Raw genomic sequence first — 14710 nt, 5'->3', positions numbered from 1 at the left:
AACGGAGTTTTTTATGAGCGCTGTTGAAAAAAGGATTACTGCTCGTTTATCGTTGCGTTATCCTCAACATGAAGCTTTAAATGTTTTGGTGCAAATCTTAGATAATATAAAGCTTTCTAAAAATACAGATTTGATTGCGGATTTGGAAGCAATCAAAAGTCTCTATCCTTCTGTACAAAATTTTGAACGTGATTTTCCCTCTTTTTGTTTTGCCCTAAGCAATGGGAGTTGGGAAAACACGTTTGATGGGCGCTTTTATAAGCTATCTTTATTTAATAGGCCACAGTCGTCATTTTTTCTTAGCGCCAAATTTGATTATTTATGAAAAATTAAAACAGGATTTCAGTCCTCAAAGTCCAAAATATGTATTCAGTGGAGTGAATGAGTTTGTTGCAAATAGGCCAGTAATTATTACAGGTGAAGATCATGAAAATGGTAAAGAGATCCGCTCTGATGAACAGAAATTTTACGGGTAAAAACGTTTGTTTGAGTATGGAGATACAGCTTTCATTAATATTTCCAAAATTAACACAACGGATCATAAAAAAGGAACTGAAAAATCCAGTATTCTGCGAATTAAACGCTTGCAAGAAACTATCGGCGAAAGTTATTTTGATTATCTCGCAAATCTTCCTGATTTAGTTTTATTAATGGATGAAACACACCGTTATCGTGCTTCTGCAGGCATTTCGGCGATTAATGAGTTAAAACCTGTTTTAGGCTTAGAACTTACAGCAACACCGAAAACAATTGGTGCAAAACCAGTGGATTTTAAAAACGTTGTTTACGGTTATTCACTTGCAGAGGCTATGAGAGATGGATTTGTGAAAGAGCCAGCTGTTGCTACACGGAAAGACTTTCAACCGAAAAATTATACACCTGAACAATTAGAGTATATTAAACTACAAGATGCAATTCATACGCACGAAAAAGTAAAAGCAGATTTAGTTATCTATGCTAATGATTATAAAAAGAAATTCGTTAAGCCTTTTGTTTTAGTTGTAGCTCAAGATACAGAGCATGCGCGAGGATTACGTAACTTATAGAATCTGATGATTTTTTTGCGGGTGCTTATAAAGGAAAAGTTATAGAAATTCACTCAAAACAGTCGAATACAGAAGAAGATAAAAATATTCAAAAGCTAATTGCAATTGAAGATCCTAGTGAACAAACGGAAATTGTTATTCATGTTAATAAATTGAAGGAGGGGTGGGATGTAACCAATCTTTATACCATCGTGCCGTTGCGTACATCTGCTTCAGAGATTTTAACTGAGCAAACAATAGGTCGTGGATTACGTTTGCCTTATGGTCGTAAAACCGGCGTAGAATCCATTGATCGTTTAACAATCATTGCACATGACCGTTTCCAAAATATTATTGACCGTGCCAATGATCCAAACTCAATTATTAAAAAGCATATTGAGATTGGGATAGGGGGTGATATATCATTTGAAAAATCAGATATACTCATAGTACCAAGTTGTGCAGAAACAGAATCTACAAAGACGACGGTGACACGCCACTCCAATATAAACGGATTATCTGATTTACAAGATGTCATGTTGCATAACACATCCCATTCTCACTTCACTCACGAAGAGAAAAAAATTGCTGATATCACATGGAATATTATCAAAGAATATGAAAAATTGCCGAGTTCTCAGGCACTTTGCTCCACTGGAATACGAGAGAAAATTAGTGCGGAAGTTTTTACTAACTTCGTTTATTGTTTTTTTTCAGAATAATAAAAAACTAACACCACAAGGGAAGAGCTTTTACTTCTTTACGAAAATTGTTTTGTTCCAACTGAAAGATTAATTAAAAATCCTAACAAATAATATACTATACATAGAAATAAGCTTACTCCTTAATAATACCACATGCTAAACGAGCGCCACCTCCGCCAAGCGGTAATGGCTCATCTAATTGATTATCTCCTCCTAAATGAATCATTAACGAGCGCCCTTTAATCTGTGAGAGTTTTTTAATTCGTGGAGCTAGAACGCTCATTGTTGAGTGCCCTTTATCATCGACATAAAGTGCGGGCAAATCACCAAAATGGCCATTAACATTATAAGGTCCAAGATGTTTGTTAGTATGATCCGGATCATAATGTCCGCCCGCAGCACCACCAATTACATCACCTTCCGTATCACATGAAGGGTTTATATGCACATGAAAACCATGTAAACCTTCTGGCAAAGAGAATAAATTTGGCACAAAAATCAAACCATTTACATTTTCTTCAATTTTAATTGTACCAATAGGCTTTTTTGTATTTTTGTTTTCTAGCTTATAAATCTCAACGTGCATAGATTTTGCTAATATAGTATTACAAGATAGAAATGATAAGGAAAATAGTAAAGATAAAACAGTTTTATTCATACGAAACACTTTTATTTAGTTTAATTAACATATAATAATTTTATTGCACAAATATAAGGTATAATAATACAAATTATAAAATCAAACATCATTTTCTGTTTTATCAAATTTTTTTACAAAAACACTTTTTGGAAATTATGATTAACAGAAAAAATCTATAAACTCAAAAAGTTCTCTTTAATTCACCTCTACGCACACCTAGAATAATCTTATCTCTTTCACGAACAATGCATTTTATAGATCAGTGATTATACTGCGTATACATTTCTTCAAAAGATTCTTCAAGAGATTCTTCTAAAAAAGCAGATTTTTAAAGTGTTGTGAGAATTAAATAAGGAGCTTTGATAATTTAGCCAGTACTTCATCCATAATATGATGCGGACTTTAATAGATGCAAATTTTCTATTCATTATGAAATTTATAAGGGAAACAACTATGATGTATATAAATCTCCAATAAAAACACAAAATGTACCAACCAAAACACCCATTATTGATCCTATTATTGCACCAATTATCGTTCCGGTGAAAAATGCGATACTTATACCTTTTGCGATAATTGGACCAAATCCTGGCATAGCAATATAACCATAAGCTGCGAGGATTGCCGCAATTGCTCCCGATACACTTCCATTTAAACTTCCAATGAAAGCGAGCTCTTTAATAGAATGATAGATATTTTTAAAAAAGTTTTTCTCACAGTTATTAGAATCGACGTTACTATAAGTTTTAAAATCAATCATGTTTTTTTCTTTCATTTTGAATGCTCACTGTCCCAGAATAATCAACTGATACGAGAAAACGGTACTTTTTAACTTCTACTAAAGCGCGCCAAATACCTTTGTCATCTAAACGCACTCGTTTGATATTTTTGAAACCATTTTGCATGAGACAGTTTTTAATTTGCGAAGCAGTAAATGAATTTTGGCCTGATTTAGCGATGTCTTGGGTGGAGGCATATGCTAAGGTTTTACAATAAGGGACATGAAAAACCGTGCTTATTGAAACTGTAACTATCGACGAAATACATACAATCAAAATAAAAAAAACTCTTAATTGCAGATTTTTACTTAATCTCATCTTGTCACCATCTATTAAAACGCTGCTTTATTAACCTTTTTATTGCAAACAGGTTCCAAAAAAATATTGTATTTTCAATCTTATAATTAATGACGCTACGTTTTGAAGATTTATGTTGATTAAAAAAACATTTTTTTCTTGTGAGCAAAAGTGACGTCGAGAATCTGTTCTTCATAGTCTCGTATCTCATTGCTTCTTTAAATATGCAATTCTACAGCATTCATCTCGTCAAATGAGTGATATAAAGATGTATATTATGATAGATTTTATATAATGTTTTTATATGATTTATGCAAAATTATCTTACTGCTGCTGTGTGTAACACACTCATATAGGGCTCGATTTGTTCAGAGCGTGATTTTCTTGATGAAAATGGCATTTATTATATTCATTGGTCGATGAGAAGATATGTCTCTATAAGAGATATTTGATTATCGTCCCGTACATGTTTTTTTAAGCTTTCCACAATACAGCTTATAAAAAAGATTTTTGGAATGAGTTGCTCCTTCGGAATGATATCCCATGGACCAGATCCTTGATGCATAATGAAAAGAAATTTAATATTTTCATTCTTCAATCGGTAAACCAATGCAATAATAAACACAAATTCTTCCACATAAATATATCTATTACTAAGCTAAAAATCAGTAATAATTTATAATATCAAGGTATTTTTTTCGGCGGTTTAGTTGAGAGTATTGGCATAATTTTTTTAAATCCGTAACAGGGATACATCCCTTCTCGCATAAATAAATTACGTAATGGTGAGTAATTACGTAATAACCCAAGCCCAATGCTTCTTATGATATGAACGGGCAACATAGGCGAAAGTAAAGAAAAGTTGAGCGCATGTACAAATCCACTACGGAACAATATATCAGGTTTTCGGCATCGATTATAATGTGTAACGATCATTTTAGAATTAAAATCGGATATTTTGTTAGGTAAAATATCAATCAAAGTTTTAACATCACGAAATCCTAAATTTAATCCTTGTGCCCCAATAGGAGGAAAAACATGAGCCGCTTCACCCACTAAAATCGTCCGATTTGCAGCAAAACGATGAGAAATAAGACCTGAAAGCGGCCATGCTTGAATTGGTGTTTCTAGTGTTAATTTTCCAAGCATTGACTGCATCTGGTCTTCGATCACTTTTGCAATTGTTTTTTGTTTTAAATTTAATAATTCTTCAGCACGGGAAGGCTTAACCACCCATACAAGACTGGATCTATGTCCTGGTAGTGGAACTTGTGTAAATGGACCATTTTCGGTGTGAAATTCAGTCGATGTATTTTGATGGGAAAAATTATGAGAAAAATTAAGAACGAGTGCTGTTTGCGAATAACTCCACTGTTTGACATCTATACCCGCTGCCGCTCGTGTTAGAGAGTTGCGCCCATCAGCAGCAATAATAAGCGATGCTTGAATGACTCGACCATCCGCAAGAGTAACGGATATATGATTTTGTTGGTGATGAAAAAATTTTGCCGAAGAAAAAATTCTCATGATATTGGGTGTCTGTGTAATAGTATCGACTAAAGCCTTGTTTAACTCTACATTAGGGATATTATAACCAAAAGCCTCTTCACCGATTTCAGCAGAACAAAAATTTACAGTAGGAGCTCGCACAATCCTAGAGGTTATATCTATGATTCTAATGAAAGATAAAGCTGCTGAATGATGTTTGAGAGCATTCCAAATATTGAGTTTTTGAAGTGTACGGATTGCTGGCATCATAAGAGCAGTTGTCCGTAATTCATCTGGATGAGCAGGTGGACCAATAAGAAAAACAGAGTACCCCTTATGTGCAAGACTAAGCGCTGCTAACATACCAACTGGGCCTGCACCAATGACAGCAATATCTTTATGCTCGTTTTTTGCAAATGTCACAACGACTTAAGCCTTTCCCTATTTATCAAATATTTTAACGTTTTGAAATGAATAATCTCTTTTTATTGTATAAAGCTCTTCTATTATATTATGTAATCAATAATGTGGTATAAAAAAGTAACCTTTCTATGCTTTTTTATGGTGAGGCGTGCCGTGGAAAAAAATAGCGTATTGGTAGATGGTTGAAGACTTTAGAAACGAGGATAAGAAAACCTTGAAACGTAAGCTCACAAAAAAAATTAAAACGAATGCTGATCTATTGCGCCATAAAAAAGTAACAATGCCACAAGCAAAGGCTTTTTCTGTTCATTTGCTAACAGCTTCTGGTTCGTTTTTAGCATTTCTTTCTCTTATATCGGCTTCCCAAAAAGAATGGACTGCTATGTTTTGTTGGCTCGGACTTGCACTTTTTGTTGATGGTATCGATGGGCCAATTGCGCGTAAACTTGATGTTAAATATGTACTCCCAACATGGTCTGGAGAACTTTTGGATAATATCATTGATTACGTGACTTATGTCTTAATTCCAGCTTTTGCGCTTTATCAAAGTGGTTTTATGGGATCAGGATTATCGTTTTTATTAAGTGCTATCATTGTCATTTCATCGGCTATTTATTACGCAGACACTGGAATGAAGACCAAAGAAAACTTTTTTAAAGGCTTTCCAGTCGTTTGGAATATGATGGTTTTCGTACTTTTTGTAGTAAGGCCAGGGGAGTGGGTCACATTTACCATTATTGCTGTATCAGCAATCATATCTTTTTTACCAATTTATTTCATTCATCCAGTAAGAGTTGTTCGTTTGCGGTGGCTTAATTTTCCAATTTTTCTCTTATGGTGCTTCTTTGGTGTTGCTGCATTTTTTTACCACCTCAATGCTCCCTCTTGGGTTAAAGTAGGAATTTCAGTAACAGGCATTTATATGTATTGTATTGGTGCTATCATGCAATTATTTCCCCAATTTGGAGTAAAAAATATAAAAAAACAATAAGATAAAACTTTTAAGGGATTGAGATGCAAATTGATTTTGGAGCAGGTGATAACATTTCTTTTACAAAAGAAGGGCGTGCTGGTATTATAAAACTCACACGCCCTTCAGCGTTAAACGCTCTTAATCAGCAAATGGTTTTCGCTTTTAAAAAAGCTCTCAGCACATGGGAAACAGATGATGATGTTTCTTGCGTCTTAGTTGAAGGGGAGGGACGTGCCTTTTGTGCTGGTGGAGATGTTGTGGAAATCTACCGTATGGGAAAAACCGCTTCTTCTTGTCAATATTTTAGAGATGAATATCGCTTAAATGCTTATATAAAACATTTCCCAAAACCTTACATTTCTTTCTTGAATGGTATTTGGATGGGAGGAGGGGTAGGTATTTCTCTATACGGTTCAAACAGGATTGTTACAGAAAACACACTCTTTGCTATGCCAGAAGGTGCTATTGGATTTTTTCCAGATGTTGGTGCAAGCTTTTTTCTGCCTCCTCTTCCTGATTATTTTGGCGTTTATCTTGCGTTGACTGGTGCACATATAAAATGGGGAGATTGCTTAAACTTAGGATTAGCAACTCATGCAGTTCCTGAAGCTGGGTTAGCGTGTGTTAGAAAAGCTATTATCGAGCAGGGAAGTCCTAGGTTAGCTTTAAACGAACGAGCAATCATCAGAGACTATGAGACAAGTCATGAAATACGCTATGTTGTGAGTGCTTGTTTTGGTACAGATACATTAGAAGAATGTATGGAACTCCTTTATAAAAAAAGTAAAGAAGGAATTTTGTTCGCTAAAGAGTGTTATGATGTTTTGCAATCACGTTCCCCAACAAGTTTAAGAGTTATCTGGAAACAAATGAAACAAAATCCTCCCCAATCTTTGGAAGATTGCATGAAAATTGAAAATCGTATTGCACATCATATGGTTTTTTCACATGATTTCCATGAAGGTATACGTGCAATGTTAATTGATAAAGACAAAACACCTAAATGGCAGCCAGATAAACTATCTAATGTAACAGATGAAATGATAGATTCCTACTTCCAACCCGTTGAGAGAGAATTGTTATTTTGATACACAAACCTCAAAAAAAAATTTCAAAAATCAATTTAATTTACAGCTGTTATCTGCGATTTTTGGCACTGATATGTTTAGGTTTAGGTGTTTTTTATTGGATGCGTCTTGTTGGTGTATTTCCAGGAGTTCTATGGCGTTTTGATCTTATGCCATGGCAGTGGCAATTTTTGTCAACTACATTGGCTATTATTTATCCTATCGCATTAATTGGACTTTGGATGCATTCATTATGGGGAATCGTTTTATGGTGCATTGCGGCATCTATCGAAACATTGGCATTTTATTATGTTGATCTCATCCATCAACCATTTATACCATTATTTCATGGAATATTGTTTGTTGTTTTTATGATACTGCAAATTATGATGATTTTTTTAAGTCAGTACGATCAACATTAAAGATTACTAATTTTTTGGGTTTTCGGGCTAGAATTACTAACCCGATCCCATTTTAATATTTTTTAACAAAAAGGCACCCACCATAAATCCCAAGGACTGGTTGCTTTTGAATTAAATATCCATAGTAATGATGCTATCGCTCCCCAAAGTGCTGTTGCTAGCATTATATATATCCTTTCTATCTATATATCAAAAAAAGTTCCATAATATGCATTATGCGACAAAAGCTTGCAATCAAAATTTAGACACATTAATCATATTTGTATCGCATATTTCTTATTTAAAACATAATTATGGCAACAATTAGGCAGAATATTTTAGTTAGAGAAAAGTATATCTATTAAAAAATAGGCTTTGAGTAAATATTACTTAAATTAAAAGTATGTACTATATAATAAATATAATTAAAATTATTGTGATAAGTTGCAACGCTTCATACGTGCCAGGTCATTAAAAACAGCATTATGGTCGTTTAAAGATAAAATTTCATTGTTTTCACTTGATTTTACATCAAGAAAAAATAAAGAAGGCATAAATATAAAACCCATTGCTGCTAAAGCTGCGTTTTTACTTCTTGCTTTAGAACGTTTTAAATTGTGTCATTAATCTGACGCTTATTGGCAAAAGACTCTCGTTGAATATCAACGCAACTCACGGAAATATTTTTCTAAATGCCCCCACATGCTGACAACTTTGTCATCTATCAAATAAAAAACAAAATAAAGACTAAAATTAAACATAATTTATTAGTGAGATTAACTATGCATTTGTTTCAAAAAAAAGTCCTTGATGGGCAGGTTTAACATGTGCTGGAACGTAATTTACAACCTCATTGTAATCAAGTGATCTATCCATATGTGTAAGTATGGCTTGTTTTGGTTTTAAATATTTTATCCATTGCAATGCTTGATCAACGGAAAGATGACTCGGATGAGGTTCAAATTGAAGGGATTCAATAATTAAAACATCCAAATTCATTAATTTTGGTAACGTCTTTTCAGGAAATTTACTAACATCTGTACAATAAGCAACATTACCGATACGAAAACCTAAAGAATGGATAGTTCCATGATATTGTAAATGTACATTGACTGTTATTGCACCTCCCTGCCCCTGAATTATAAATTGACTATCTTCGTTGATCGTATGCTCTTTTAAAATAGGGGAATAAGATGAACCTTTTGGCTTTTGAAAACAATATCCGAATGCATTTTTCAAATGCTCTAGTGTAAACGCATCTGCATAAATATCTATTAAACATTTTTGGGCAAGTGCATAGCTGCGTAAATCGTCAATACCGTGAATATGATCTGCATGAGAATGCGTATAAAGTGCAGCATCAAGATGTTTCACACGCGCATCGATCATTTGTGATCGAAAATCTGGACCAGTATCAATAACGACTGTTGTTTTTTTTCCTGATGGTTTAATGCGTTCAACTAATAAAGAACTTCTGTAACGTTTATTTTTGGGATTATTGGGATCACATACTCCCCAATCACCATTGGGGCGTGGCACTCCTGGAGAAGAACCACAGCCTAATATTGTAAATCGGTACCGATCAAACATACCTTTTGCCTTATTTCATTTTACTAAATAAACGAAAAGCATTGTGCGTTGTTATTTGAGCTATTTCCTCAAGACTTAAACCAATTGTTTCAGCTAAAGTAGTTGCTGTATAGTGTAAAAAAGATGGTTCATTTGTTTTACCTCGATGAGGAACAGGTGCTAAAAATGGTGCATCTGTTTCCACTAATAAATGCTCAAGAGGTACAATTTTTGCTATTTCACGAATTTCAAGGGCATTTTTAAAAGTAAGAATACCTGAAAAGGAAATATAACCACCAAGTTCAATGCCAGCACGAGCAAGTTGCATCCCAGATGAATAACAATGAAGGACAAATGGAAAAGTGCCCTCTTTTATCTGTTCACGTAATATTTGCTCCATATCTTCATCCGCATTGCGTGAATGTATAACAAGAGGGAGTTGTGTTTCTCGAGAAGCGATAATATGTTCTTGGAAAATTTTCTTTTGCTCTTTTGGTGAAGAATAATCATAATGATAATCAAGCCCCACTTCTCCAAATGCAATAATTTTTGGATGCTTCGAGTGATTAATAAGGCTTTCAGCTGTAATATTTTGTTCTTCATGGGCATGATTGGGATGCGTGCCAACGGAACAAAAGACTTGCTCATAAGTTTGCGCAATTGCTAAAAGTTTATCCAACTTATGAACATGTGTTGAAATTGTTATCATACGTTTAACATCAGCATCTAAAGCCCGTTGGATAACATCATCCAAATATTGTGAAAAATCTTCAAAATCAAGATGACAATGTGTATCAATCAACATGATGATTTTCGTCTTTCTTCAAGATATAACGGGGGAAAATTGGCTCTGGTGGAGGAAGATCAAGACCTGCTTGAATTTTTGAATTACTGATATGGTGCAATAACCGATTGTCTTCTGCAATCGCAAGGCTATCAAGAAGCTTGGCCGCTGATTGTGGTATGAAAGGTAACAGCATAATTCCTATTTGCCGTAGAACTTCTACAGTTATGTAAAGAACTGTAGAAAATCTTTCTGGATTACTTTTTCGTAAACTCCAAGGTTGTTCACTGGCAAAATAGCGATTAGCATCTGCCACGACTGAAAAAATAGCTGAAAGTGCTAAGTGCATCCCATGAGAAGACATGGCTTTGCGTATAATTTCAAGCGCTTGAAGAGAGTGTTCTAAAAGCTGTTGATCTTGAACTAAAAATGCAGCTGGTATAGGAACTTTAGCATCGCAATTTTTGGCAATCATGGACAAAGAGCGCTGTGCTAAATTACCAAGATCATTAGCAAGATCCGCATTAATGCGATTCACAAAACTATCATGGCTATAACTACCATCTTGTCCAAATGGCACTTCACGAAGAAGAAAATAACGAAACTGATCAATACCATAGTGATCAACCATTTTAAAAGGATCAACGACGTTTCCAATGGACTTTGACATTTTTGCACCGCGATTGAGTAAAAAACCATGAGCAAAAACACACTTAGGCAATTCAATTCCAGCAGACATTAAAAATGCTGGCCAATAGACTGCATGAAAGCGAATAATATCTTTACCAATGATATGAACATTTGCAGGCCAAAAATCACGTTTTTTTGAATTTTTATCGAAAAAATCAATTGCAGACAGGTAATTTGTAAGCGCATCAACCCATACATACATCACGTGCTTTGGATTACTTGGAACAGGAATTCCCCAATTAAAACTTGCTCGTGAAATGGAAATATCTTTTAAACCGGATTTTATAAAACTTATAACTTCGTTCCGTCGTTCAAGTGGAGCAATAAAATCAGGGTGTTTTTCATAATATTCAAGAAGAGCTTTTTCATAACGGGAAAGCCTAAAAAAATAACTTTCTTCTTCGTTCCATTCAACTGGAGAGCCTAATTCCTTTTCGCGGCGGATGTTATCTTCTCCAACTTCAGTATCTTTCTCTTCATAATAGGATTCCTGACGAACCGAATACCAACCAGTATAACGTCCAAGATAAATATCACCATTCGCTTCCATTTTTTTCCAAATCTCTTGACAAGCTTGATAATGGCGCTCTTCTGTTGTACGTATGAAATCATCGTTAGAACAATTTAATACTACAAGCATTTTTTGAAACACAGCACTGTTACGATCTGCAAGTTGCTTAGGTGTTACACCAGATGCTGCTGCTGTTTGTTGCATCTTTAAACCGTGCTCATCCGTACCAGAGAGAAAAAATACATTTTTTCCGTCTAACCGTTGAAAACGGGCCAAAACATCGCTTGCAATTGCACTATAGGCATGCCCAATATGTGGAGTGCCATTAGGATAAAAAATTGGAGTTGTTATATAATAGGTGTCACGCATGTCAGACTCGTTGTGAAAAGCAATACAAGATACAATGACATAACGTCTGTTAATTACATTGTCACGGAAAAAGCTCAATCTCACGAATGATCTTATGAACTCTAAAAAGCAGATTGATAATAAATTGCTTTTTATCGAGATTAAATGATTGTATTTCCCCTATCTCTTTATGAATCTCCTGCCACGCCTGCGCACATTTTTTTGAGAGAGCCAAATCTCCTCTTTCAGCAAGCATGATAGCTCTTTTTTCAATTCTATCAAGAATTTCATCACAAAATTGTTGAAATTGAGTACTGGAAAGAGGGGACGAAAGTGTTTGTGCAAGAGTATGTACAATAACTAGATTGCAAACAGATTGTTCTAAAAACATATCAATGGTTTTAACAGTTTCGAGACCGCCGTGACAAATAAGTAAAGCTGCTCTTCGAGGACTTCCTTTGGATCTTGGAATAATTCTCTCAACAATTTCTTCATCAGTTACATCCTGATTGGAAAAAACATGTGTAATAACTTTTTTCATCTCATCATCGCGTAATGGTCGCAAAGAGATTTGTTGGCACCGTGAGCGAATTGTTGGAGGGAGTCTTCCTGAAGAGTGTGTGATAAGAATAAATAACGTCTTTGCAGGAGGTTCTTCCAGTGTTTTGAGAATTGCATTAGCCGCACTTCTATTCATATCATCCGCAGAATCAATGATAACAATGCGCCACTCATTATCTTGTGATGTTTGGTTTAAAAAATGCATAATATCGCGGATATCATCAATGAGTATACCTGTTTTAAATTTTTGCGTTTTTGCATCAAAGCGACGTGAAACGTGCAAAAGACTAGGGTGACTTCCCTGCATAATTTGACGCCATGTGATTGAATTATGCTCTGGTTGCAGAAAATCACCTTTTTGAGAGCTTAAAATATTCCAAGCAAGGTGAAACGCTAAAGTTGCCTTTCCAATTCCGCGCTCTCCTTCCAATAATAACGCATGATGTAAACGCTCATCCTTACGCATTTGTGCCAAAAAATGACGAGCAGCCTCATGGCCAAAGATAATATTATTCTGTGAAGGTGATAAAACTGTATCGATATCATCATATTGGCGCAAAAAATTTACATCATTCATGGAAGTTGATCCAACATTACCTGAGAACAAATATCTTTTATTTGATGTGCAATGACTTCCACCGCACCTGTCGCATCAATCACACGAAACCGATGAGGTTCCTGTTTTGCCAATTGAAGAAAAGCTTTGCGTCTTTGTTCTTGAATCTCCAAATTATCTTTTTCAAAATAATCTATCGTTTCTGCTTTTTTCCTTCGTAAATTTGCGCGCTCCATACCACACGTTGCTGGTATATCTAACAAAAATGTTAGATTAGGCATTATCCCATTGAGTGCAACACATTCTAAAGCTGAAAGAGTGGAGGAACTCACTGTATTATTGAGACCTTGGTAAACACGTGTAGAATCAATAAAGCGATCACATAAAACAACTTTTCCTTTTTTCAAAGAAGGGATAATGACTTCGGTAACATGATCGATGCGTGCTGCTGTAAGCAAAACCACTTCAATCAGAGAACCATAGTGTTGTGCCTGACCTGACAACAAAATGTGACGGATTGCTTCTGCACCTGCCGTCCCTCCTGGTTCTCTTGTTGTAAGAACATCATAGCCTCTACTACAGAGATACTGAGCAAGAAAAGAAATTTGTGTTGTTTTTCCTACTCCTTCCCCTCCTTCAAATGTGATAAAATAACCAGACACCTATGAACCTTACCCCTTAATTTAGCACGTACTATAAATATTTCCGTAACCATCCAATTGTTATTTCATAGAATGCATTTTTTACCTTTGCAAAGAAGCTTCCTTCTTGAACATCGATCCCAGCAAAAACTGGCTTTTCGAGAAGAATCTTTTTATCTTCTAAAATTTGGAGAACACCGACTGGTTGTCCTAAAGCGATAGGAGCTTTCAATGGACCGCGATATTTAATTTTTGCTTTAACATTCATTTTTTTTTCATTTGAAAGCATAAAGCTTATTGGCTCTTTAACAATGAGGTGGACAGAATTTCGCACCCCGCCGTAAATAGAAGCACTGCCAACCATTTCTCCCTTTGTGAAAATCGTTTTAAGATCAAAGGCTGTCATTCCCCACTGAAGAATACGTTCTACTTCTTTTGTCTGTCCTTTACCATCTTGCAAACCATTTATTGCTAAAAAAAGACGTCGATGATTTTTATAGGCAGCAATAACCATTGAAAAGCCTTCTTCTTCACTGTAGCCGAATCCGAACCCTTCTACACCAATTTTTTTAGAAATAAGAGGATTTTTGTTACGTTGAAAAATCTTATTCCAAGTAAAGTAAGGTTCACGGTAAAGCACATAATAATCAGGATATTCACGAGCAATATGACGCACTAATGCAACCATATCACGCAATGTCACAAACTGCCCCTCTTCTGGAAGCCCTGTTGCATTAACAAAATGGCTATGCGATAATCCAAGTGCTTTTGCTCGTTGATTCATTAGTTTTGCAAAATCAGACTCATTTCCCGATACTCCTTCAGCAAGGGTAATAGCGGCGTCATTTCCGTTTACAACAATTAAACCACGCAAAAGATCAGAAACACTAATTTCTGACTTCACTTTCGCAAACATTGTGGTTGTACCGGATGGAGCTCCCCCCTTACGCCAAGCATTTTCACTTACTGTGAATGTTTGTGTGTTGCTTAATAATCCTTGTTTTAATTGATAAAATATGACTTCAGCCGTCATCAATTTTGCTAATGAAGCAGGGGGGAAAGTAATATCACTCTGTTTTTCAAAAAGTATTGTATCAGTGCCATTATCTAATAAGAGTAATTGCGATGCAGAAGTTTGAAAATCTTGCGCTTTCCCTCTCCCCTCCAATGTAAACATCCAAAATAAGGTAAATAAAATCCTTAATGTCGTGTGCATAACCGACTCTCCCATCCCATATCTAAAGAATCAGCAT

At 35.2% G+C, this 14710-nt stretch carries 15 protein-coding genes and 2 pseudogenes; 6 read left to right on the top strand and 11 right to left on the bottom strand.

The window, feature by feature from the left end; all coding sequences use genetic code 11:
- Positions 1-13 precede the first annotated feature (13 nt).
- The 3 genes and pseudogenes from ACKC4Y_RS03615 to ACKC4Y_RS03605 all read left to right on the top strand — a co-directional run bounded on the left by ACKC4Y_RS03615 (position 14) and on the right by ACKC4Y_RS03605 (position 1747).
- Positions 14-325, top strand: coding sequence for a hypothetical protein (locus ACKC4Y_RS03615; protein ID WP_409362196.1), 312 nt, complete (start codon positions 14-16; stop codon positions 323-325).
- Positions 222-1046 (top strand): annotated as a pseudogene (locus ACKC4Y_RS03610) (DEAD/DEAH box helicase family protein). Before ACKC4Y_RS03615 ends, ACKC4Y_RS03610 begins: the two are co-directional and overlap by 104 nt.
- 152 nt (positions 1047-1198) lie before the next feature.
- Entirely contained in the window at positions 1199-1747 is a 549-nt protein-coding gene (locus tag ACKC4Y_RS03605; protein ID WP_409362003.1) for a hypothetical protein, read from the top strand.
- 115 nt (positions 1748-1862) lie between these two features.
- Here ACKC4Y_RS03605 and sodC read toward each other — a convergent pair whose 3' ends face one another.
- From sodC to ACKC4Y_RS03585, 4 genes are all read right to left on the bottom strand, one after another.
- Positions 1863-2387, bottom strand: a complete 525-nt coding sequence (gene sodC, locus ACKC4Y_RS03600; protein ID WP_409362002.1) for a superoxide dismutase [Cu-Zn] SodC — start codon at positions 2385-2387, stop codon at positions 1863-1865.
- Between the two features lie 433 nt (positions 2388-2820).
- The gene (locus ACKC4Y_RS03595; RefSeq protein WP_409362001.1) at positions 2821-3144 is read right to left on the bottom strand and encodes a hypothetical protein; all 324 of its coding nucleotides are present in this window, start codon (positions 3142-3144) and stop codon (positions 2821-2823) included.
- The gene (locus ACKC4Y_RS03590; RefSeq protein WP_409362000.1) at positions 3122-3466 is read right to left on the bottom strand and encodes a hypothetical protein; all 345 of its coding nucleotides are present in this window, start codon (positions 3464-3466) and stop codon (positions 3122-3124) included. The genes ACKC4Y_RS03595 and ACKC4Y_RS03590 overlap by 23 nt, the downstream gene beginning before the upstream one ends.
- 663 nt (positions 3467-4129) lie before the next feature.
- On the bottom strand, positions 4130-5356 hold the full coding sequence (locus ACKC4Y_RS03585) for a UbiH/UbiF family hydroxylase (protein WP_409361999.1): 1227 nt from the start codon (positions 5354-5356) through the stop codon (positions 4130-4132).
- Between the two features lie 178 nt (positions 5357-5534).
- Between ACKC4Y_RS03585 and pcsA the strand changes: the two genes are divergently transcribed.
- From pcsA to ACKC4Y_RS03570, 3 genes are read left to right on the top strand one after another with little or no spacing between them, the layout of a single operon-like run.
- Positions 5535-6347 carry a phosphatidylcholine synthase gene (gene pcsA / locus ACKC4Y_RS03580; RefSeq protein WP_409361998.1) on the top strand — a complete coding sequence of 271 codons (813 nt, stop codon included), beginning with the start codon at positions 5535-5537 and terminating at the stop codon, positions 6345-6347.
- A 23-nt stretch (positions 6348-6370) separates the two neighbouring features.
- Positions 6371-7417, top strand: a complete 1047-nt coding sequence (locus ACKC4Y_RS03575) for an enoyl-CoA hydratase/isomerase family protein (protein ID WP_409361997.1) — start codon at positions 6371-6373, stop codon at positions 7415-7417.
- On the top strand, positions 7414-7818 hold the full coding sequence (locus ACKC4Y_RS03570) for a DUF6163 family protein (protein ID WP_409361996.1): 405 nt from the start codon (positions 7414-7416) through the stop codon (positions 7816-7818). The genes ACKC4Y_RS03575 and ACKC4Y_RS03570 overlap by 4 nt, the downstream gene beginning before the upstream one ends.
- Before the next feature lie 410 nt (positions 7819-8228).
- Here the strand turns inward: ACKC4Y_RS03570 and ACKC4Y_RS03565 are convergent.
- The 7 genes and pseudogenes from ACKC4Y_RS03565 to ACKC4Y_RS03535 form a co-directional block, all read right to left on the bottom strand.
- Positions 8229-8479, bottom strand: a pseudogene (locus tag ACKC4Y_RS03565) (hypothetical protein).
- Between the two features lie 98 nt (positions 8480-8577).
- Positions 8578-9387, bottom strand: a complete 810-nt coding sequence (locus tag ACKC4Y_RS03560) for an MBL fold metallo-hydrolase (RefSeq protein WP_409361995.1) — start codon at positions 9385-9387, stop codon at positions 8578-8580.
- 10 nt (positions 9388-9397) lie between these two features.
- The gene (locus ACKC4Y_RS03555; protein WP_409361994.1) at positions 9398-10171 is read right to left on the bottom strand and encodes a TatD family hydrolase; all 774 of its coding nucleotides are present in this window, start codon (positions 10169-10171) and stop codon (positions 9398-9400) included.
- Positions 10161-11720 (bottom strand): methionine--tRNA ligase, encoded by a 1560-nt coding sequence (gene metG, locus ACKC4Y_RS03550; protein WP_409361993.1) that lies wholly within the window; start codon positions 11718-11720, stop codon positions 10161-10163. The genes ACKC4Y_RS03555 and metG overlap by 11 nt, the downstream gene beginning before the upstream one ends.
- A 61-nt stretch (positions 11721-11781) precedes the next feature.
- On the bottom strand, positions 11782-12837 hold the full coding sequence (locus tag ACKC4Y_RS03545) for a DNA polymerase III subunit delta' (protein ID WP_409361992.1): 1056 nt from the start codon (positions 12835-12837) through the stop codon (positions 11782-11784).
- Positions 12834-13478, bottom strand: coding sequence for a dTMP kinase (gene tmk, locus ACKC4Y_RS03540; RefSeq protein ID WP_409361991.1), 645 nt, complete (start codon positions 13476-13478; stop codon positions 12834-12836). The genes ACKC4Y_RS03545 and tmk overlap by 4 nt, the downstream gene beginning before the upstream one ends.
- A gap of 31 nt (positions 13479-13509) precedes the next feature.
- The gene (locus ACKC4Y_RS03535) at positions 13510-14673 is read right to left on the bottom strand and encodes a D-alanyl-D-alanine carboxypeptidase family protein (RefSeq protein WP_409361990.1); all 1164 of its coding nucleotides are present in this window, start codon (positions 14671-14673) and stop codon (positions 13510-13512) included.
- Between the last annotated feature and the right edge of the window lie 37 nt (positions 14674-14710).

Origin of the sequence: Bartonella heixiaziensis (assembly GCF_046245125.2) — a bacterium.
Taxonomy (GTDB): domain Bacteria; phylum Pseudomonadota; class Alphaproteobacteria; order Rhizobiales; family Rhizobiaceae; genus Bartonella; species Bartonella heixiaziensis.
The sequence above is the reverse complement of the archived record's forward strand: the minus strand, read 5'-3'. Positions and strand labels throughout refer to the sequence as shown.

Excerpts from the sequence above, each read along its gene's own strand:
- ACKC4Y_RS03615 (WP_409362196.1), top strand. The coding sequence starts at position 14 with ATGAGCGCTGTTGAAAAAAGGATTACTGCTCGTTTATCGTTGCGTTAT.
- sodC (WP_409362002.1), bottom strand. The coding sequence starts at position 2,387 with ATGAATAAAACTGTTTTATCTTTACTATTTTCCTTATCATTTCTATCT.
- ACKC4Y_RS03595 (WP_409362001.1), bottom strand. The coding sequence starts at position 3,144 with ATGAAAGAAAAAAACATGATTGATTTTAAAACTTATAGTAACGTCGAT.
- ACKC4Y_RS03590 (WP_409362000.1), bottom strand. The coding sequence starts at position 3,466 with ATGAGATTAAGTAAAAATCTGCAATTAAGAGTTTTTTTTATTTTGATT.
- pcsA (WP_409361998.1), top strand. The coding sequence starts at position 5,535 with ATGGTTGAAGACTTTAGAAACGAGGATAAGAAAACCTTGAAACGTAAG.
- ACKC4Y_RS03575 (WP_409361997.1), top strand. The coding sequence starts at position 6,371 with ATGCAAATTGATTTTGGAGCAGGTGATAACATTTCTTTTACAAAAGAA.
- ACKC4Y_RS03560 (WP_409361995.1), bottom strand. The coding sequence starts at position 9,387 with ATGTTTGATCGGTACCGATTTACAATATTAGGCTGTGGTTCTTCTCCA.
- ACKC4Y_RS03555 (WP_409361994.1), bottom strand. The coding sequence starts at position 10,171 with ATGTTGATTGATACACATTGTCATCTTGATTTTGAAGATTTTTCACAA.
- metG (WP_409361993.1), bottom strand. The coding sequence starts at position 11,720 with ATGCGTGACACCTATTATATAACAACTCCAATTTTTTATCCTAATGGC.
- ACKC4Y_RS03545 (WP_409361992.1), bottom strand. The coding sequence starts at position 12,837 with ATGAATGATGTAAATTTTTTGCGCCAATATGATGATATCGATACAGTT.
- ACKC4Y_RS03535 (WP_409361990.1), bottom strand. The coding sequence starts at position 14,673 with ATGCACACGACATTAAGGATTTTATTTACCTTATTTTGGATGTTTACA.